2 protein-coding genes are annotated in these 4,729 nt (G+C 70.7%); both read left to right on the top strand.

Translation table 11 applies throughout. The features are described from left to right. Positions 1–264 precede the first annotated feature (264 nt). Complete coding sequence (locus P409_RS27045) at positions 265–1,047, top strand: IclR family transcriptional regulator (protein WP_052121449.1); 783 nt, start codon at positions 265–267, stop codon at positions 1,045–1,047. Between the two features lie 18 nt (positions 1,048–1,065). Beyond that, a partial coding sequence (locus P409_RS27040) for a hydantoinase B/oxoprolinase family protein (protein ID WP_034845705.1) occupies positions 1,066–4,729 on the top strand: 3,664 nt, incomplete at its 3' end.

Below are 4,729 nucleotides of genomic sequence, written 5' to 3'. Positions count from 1 at the left end.
GGCTTCGCCGGGCCGGGCACGACGTCTTCGCCGCCCTGGTCCAGGAACCGCCGCCGCTGCGCCAGGCGGATCTGGTGCTGGGGGCGATGCTGGGGCGCTATTAGCCGCCCGATGCTTTGAACACCTTTGTCGTTCCAGAATCCGGCATTCCGCCGGCCCGTCGTCATGCCTCCTGCAAAGGGACTTGATCGATATTTTTGCCTGTTGCTAGAGTTTCAATATTCGAAATTCAAGTTCCATAAAATGGAACTTTTGGATGGCTTCATGACCACGCTCGAAAGCGCCGCCGCTGTCCTGCGCTGCTTCTCCACCAACCGCACCGAGATCACGGTGACCGAGGCGTCGTCGCTGCTGTCCCTGCCGAAGAGCAACATCTCCCGCCTGCTGCGGGCGATGCGCGACGCCGGGCTGCTGGAGACGATCGGCGACAGCAAGCGCTACCGGCCGGGACCGCTGATCCTCGGCGTCGCGCATCTCTACAGCTCGACCTCGTCCCTGGTCGGCCGGGCGGATGCGGTGGTGGCCCGGATCGTCGCCGCGGTCGGCCACACCGGCTATGTCTCGATCCGCGACGGCGGCGAGGTCATCGGCCTGACCTATCACCCGGGCACCAATGTGCTGCGCGTGGCGACGCCGGTCGGCCGGCCGTTGGCCGCGCATTCCAGCGCCACCGGCCGGTCGCTGCTGGCGCGGTTGTCGGACGATCAGGTGCGGGAGCTGTTCCGGGAACCCTGGCAGCCGGTCTCGCCGACCGCGCCGCAGACGATCGACGAGCTGCTGCAGCGGCTGGAGAGGGTGCGTCGCCTGGGCTTCGCGGAATCCCATGACGAGGCCAATCGCGGGGTCGGCGCCCTGGCCGTCGCGGTCGGGTCGCCACAGACGGGCGAGGCGGTCAGCCTCTGCATCGCCTATCCGGTCTCCACCGTCACGGCGGAGGAGCGGGAGGACATCATCGCCCGGCTGCTGGCCGGGGCAGGGGAGGTCGCGGCCCTGGCCGGCGACCCCAACTGGACGAACCGGGCCGAGCTCTCGGCCTCCGCAGCGTAATCAAGGAACGGATCGATCATGCAGGCGACGCGCTGGCGCATCGGCTTCGACATCGGCGGCACCTTCACCGATTTCATCCTCTATGACGGCGAGGGGCGCACGGTGAAGCTGCACAAGCGGCTGACCACGCCGCACGACCCGTCCGAAGCGGCGCTGCTCGGCATCGAGGAGCTGGTCGAGATGGCCGGCATCCGGCTGGCGGATGTCGGCGAGATGGTGCACGGCACCACCCTGGTCACCAATGCGGTGATCGAGCGCAAGGGCGCCAAGCTCGGGCTGATCACCACCCGGGGATTCCGCGACGTGCTGGAGATGGGCACGGAGCAGCGCTACGACATCTACGACCTGTTCCTGCAGTTCCCGGAGCCGCTGGTGGCCCGCCGGCTGCGGCTGGAGGTGGCGGAGCGGGTGGATCGCGACGGCGCGGTGGTCGAGCCGCTGGACCGCGAGGCCGTCCGTGGCGCGCTGCGGCGGCTGGCGGCCGACGGCGTCGAGGCCGTCGCCGTCTGCTTCCTGCATTCCTACCGCAACCCGGAGCATGAACGGATCGTCGGCGCGATCGCCCGCGCCGAGTTCCCGCAGCTGGCCGTCTCCCTGTCCTCCGAGGTCGTGGCCGAGCTGTGGGAGTACCAGCGCTGCGTCACCACCTGCGCCAACGCCTATGTCCAGCCGCTGATGGATCGCTACCTGCAGCGGCTGGAGCGGGAGCTGGCGGCGCGCGGCTTCGCAGGCACGCTGCGGCTGATGCATTCGGCCGGCGGGCTGGTGGCGCCGGAGACGGCGCGCGCCTTCCCGATCCGGCTGCTCGAATCCGGCCCGGCCGGCGGTGGCTTGGCCACGGCGCTGTTCGGCGCCCTGGCCGGCAAGGCCGACGTCATCTCCTTCGACATGGGCGGCACCACCGCCAAGGCCTGCATGATCGAGGACGGCCGCGCCGAGATTGCGCCGATGATGGAGGCGGGGCGGGTGCACCGCTTCAAGAAGGGCTCGGGCCTACCGATCAAGGCGCCGGTGATCGACATGATCGAGATCGGCGCCGGCGGGGGCTCGATCGCCTCGATCGACGAGGTCGGGCTGCTGCGCGTCGGGCCGCATTCCGCCGGCTCCGACCCCGGCCCGGCCTGCTACGGCAAGGGCGGGACGGAGCCGACCGTGACCGATGCCAACCTGGTCCTCGGCTATTACGACCCCGGCTTCTTCCTGGGAGGCCGCATGGCGCTGGACAAGGCGGCGGCCGAGGCCGCGGTGGCGCGCGTTGCTGAGCCGCTGGGCCTGTCGGTCGAGGAGGCGGCCTGGGGCATCCACAAGGTGGTGACCGAGAGCATGGCCGCCGCCGCCCGGGTGCATCTGGTCGAGAAGGGCAAGGACCCGCGCCGCTACGCCATGGTCGGCTTCGGGGGCGCCGGCCCGGCCCATGCCGCCGGCGTGGCGCGGGTGCTGGGCGTGGCCGAGGTGATCATCCCGCCGGCCTCCGGCGCCGCCTCGGCGCTGGGCTTCCTCGCGGCGCCGCTGTCCTTCGAGCTGGTGCGGTCGCATCCGGTTCGCTTCTCCGGCGACTTCGACGCCGGTACGGTCAACGGCGTGCTGGCGGAGCTGGAGGCCGAGGGCCGGCGGCGGCTGGCCGAGGCGGGCGTCGATGCGGCGTCGGTCACGGTCGAGCGCAGCGCCGACATGCGGCTGACCGGGCAGATGCACGAGATCGCCGTGCCGCTGCCCTCCGGCCCGATCGATGCCGGCAGCCTGGAGGCCATCCGCGCCGCCTTCGCCGAGGTCTACACCGCCCGCTACACCTCGCTCTATGGCGGGGCCGAGATCGAGGCGATCAACTTCCGCGTCCGCTGCCTGGGGCCGACCCCGACGCTGTCGCTGACCGGCGCGGCCGGCGGCGGCGATGCTACGGCCAAGCGCAAGGGCGTGCGCCTGGCCCGCTTCGCCGAGGGGCTGGTCGACGCCGTGGTCTATGACCGCTACGCCCTGGTGCCGGGCGACCGGATCGAGGGGCCGGCGATCATCGAGGAACGGGAATCGACCACCATCGTCCCACCCGGCGACATCGTCCGGGTCGACGACACGCTGAACCTGCGCATCGCCATCGGCGTCGCCGCGCCGGTCCAGGCGCTGGTCACCGCCGAGATGAAGCTGCCGGAGGCGATCGCCCGGATCGAGGCCGACCCGATCGCGCTGGAGATCATGTGGAGCCGCCTGGTCACCGTGGTCGAGGAGATGTGGCTGACGGTCTGCCGCACCGCCTTCTCGCTGGTGATCTCCGAGGCCCAGGACTTCGCCTGCGAGCTGCTGGACCCCGAGGGCGAGACGCTGGCGCATTCGCCGCGGGCGATGCCGGTGTTCAACCTGACCCTGCCGCGGGCAGTGAAGGCGCTGCTGCAGGAGTACCCGGCCGAGACGCTGCGGCCGGGCGACGTGCTGGTCACCAACGATCCGTGGCTGTGCGCCGGGCATCTGTTCGACATCGCCGTGGTCACGCCGGTGTTCCATGACGGCAGGCTGGTCGGGCTGATGGGCACGGTCGGCCATGTCTCCGACATCGGCGGCACCAAGGACAGCCTGCGGGCGCGCGAGATCTACGAGGAAGGCTTCCAGATCCCGCCGATGAAGCTGGTGGAGGAGGGGCGGCCGAACGCGACGCTGTTCCGCCTGCTGGCCGAGAATGTCCGCAACCCCGGCCAGGTGACGGGCGACATCCACTCCTTCGTCGCCGCCAACGCGCTAGGCGCCGAACGCCTCGTCGCCTTCATGCGCGAATACGGCATGCAGGATTTGCGGGCTCTGGCGGCGGTGGTGCAGGGCCGGTCCGAGAAGGCGATGCGCGAGGCGATCGCGGCGCTGCCGGACGGCACCTACCGGTCGGAGATCGAGAACAACCCGCTGGGCCAGACGCTGCGCTATCCGCTGGCGCTGACCATCGCCGGCGACCGCATCACTCTCGATTTCGACGGCGCGCCGGCGCAACTGCCGCAGGGCGGACTGAACTGCACGCTGAACTACACCTCGGCGCATGCGACCTATCCGCTGAAATGCATGCTGACGCCGAATGTCCGCGGCAATGCCGGCTGCTACCGGCCGTTCGAGGTGAAGGCGCCGGAAGGGTCGATCCTCAACGCCACCAAGCCGATGGCGGTGAACCTGCGCACCCGCACCGGCTGGTACATCGCCCCGAACATCTTCCGCGCCTTGGCCGAGGCCGCGCCGGACAAGGTGCAGGCCTTCACCGGCCTGCCGGTGGCCGCGACCATCTACGGCCGTGACGGGGCGGGGGCGACCTATTCCGACATGCTGTTCATGGGCGGCGGGCAGGGCGCCTCGGCGCATGGCGACGGCAAGTCGGGGCTGCTGTGGCCGACCTCCGCCGCCAACACCTCGGTCGAGCTGTTCGAGACCCGCGTGCCGGTGCTGGTGCTGGAGAAGACCTATGTCCAGGACTCCGGCGGCCCGGGCCGGCATCGCGGCGGCCTCGGCCAGCGCGTGTCGCTGCGCAAGCTGGCCGATGACGGGCTGACGACCTTCGTCGCGGTGTATCCGGAGGGGGTGAAGTCGAGCAACCCCGGCCTGTTCGGCGGCGCGCCGGGCGGGGCCGCCCGCGGCGTGGTGCGCGACGTCCAGGGCCAGGTGCTGCGCGACTGCGGCACCGGTGAGCTGGTGCAACTGAGCAAGCCCACCGAGA

The organism is Inquilinus limosus MP06 (assembly GCF_000767795.1).
GTDB lineage: Bacteria > Pseudomonadota > Alphaproteobacteria > DSM-16000 > Inquilinaceae > Inquilinus > Inquilinus limosus_E.
Note: the sequence above shows the minus strand (reverse complement) of the source record. Positions and strands in the feature narration are given on the sequence as shown.

What these genes read in the sequence shown, in the direction of transcription:
- P409_RS27045 (WP_052121449.1), top strand. Translation starts at nt 265, where the DNA reads ATGACCACGCTCGAAAGCGCCGCCGCTGTCCTGCGCTGCTTCTCCACC.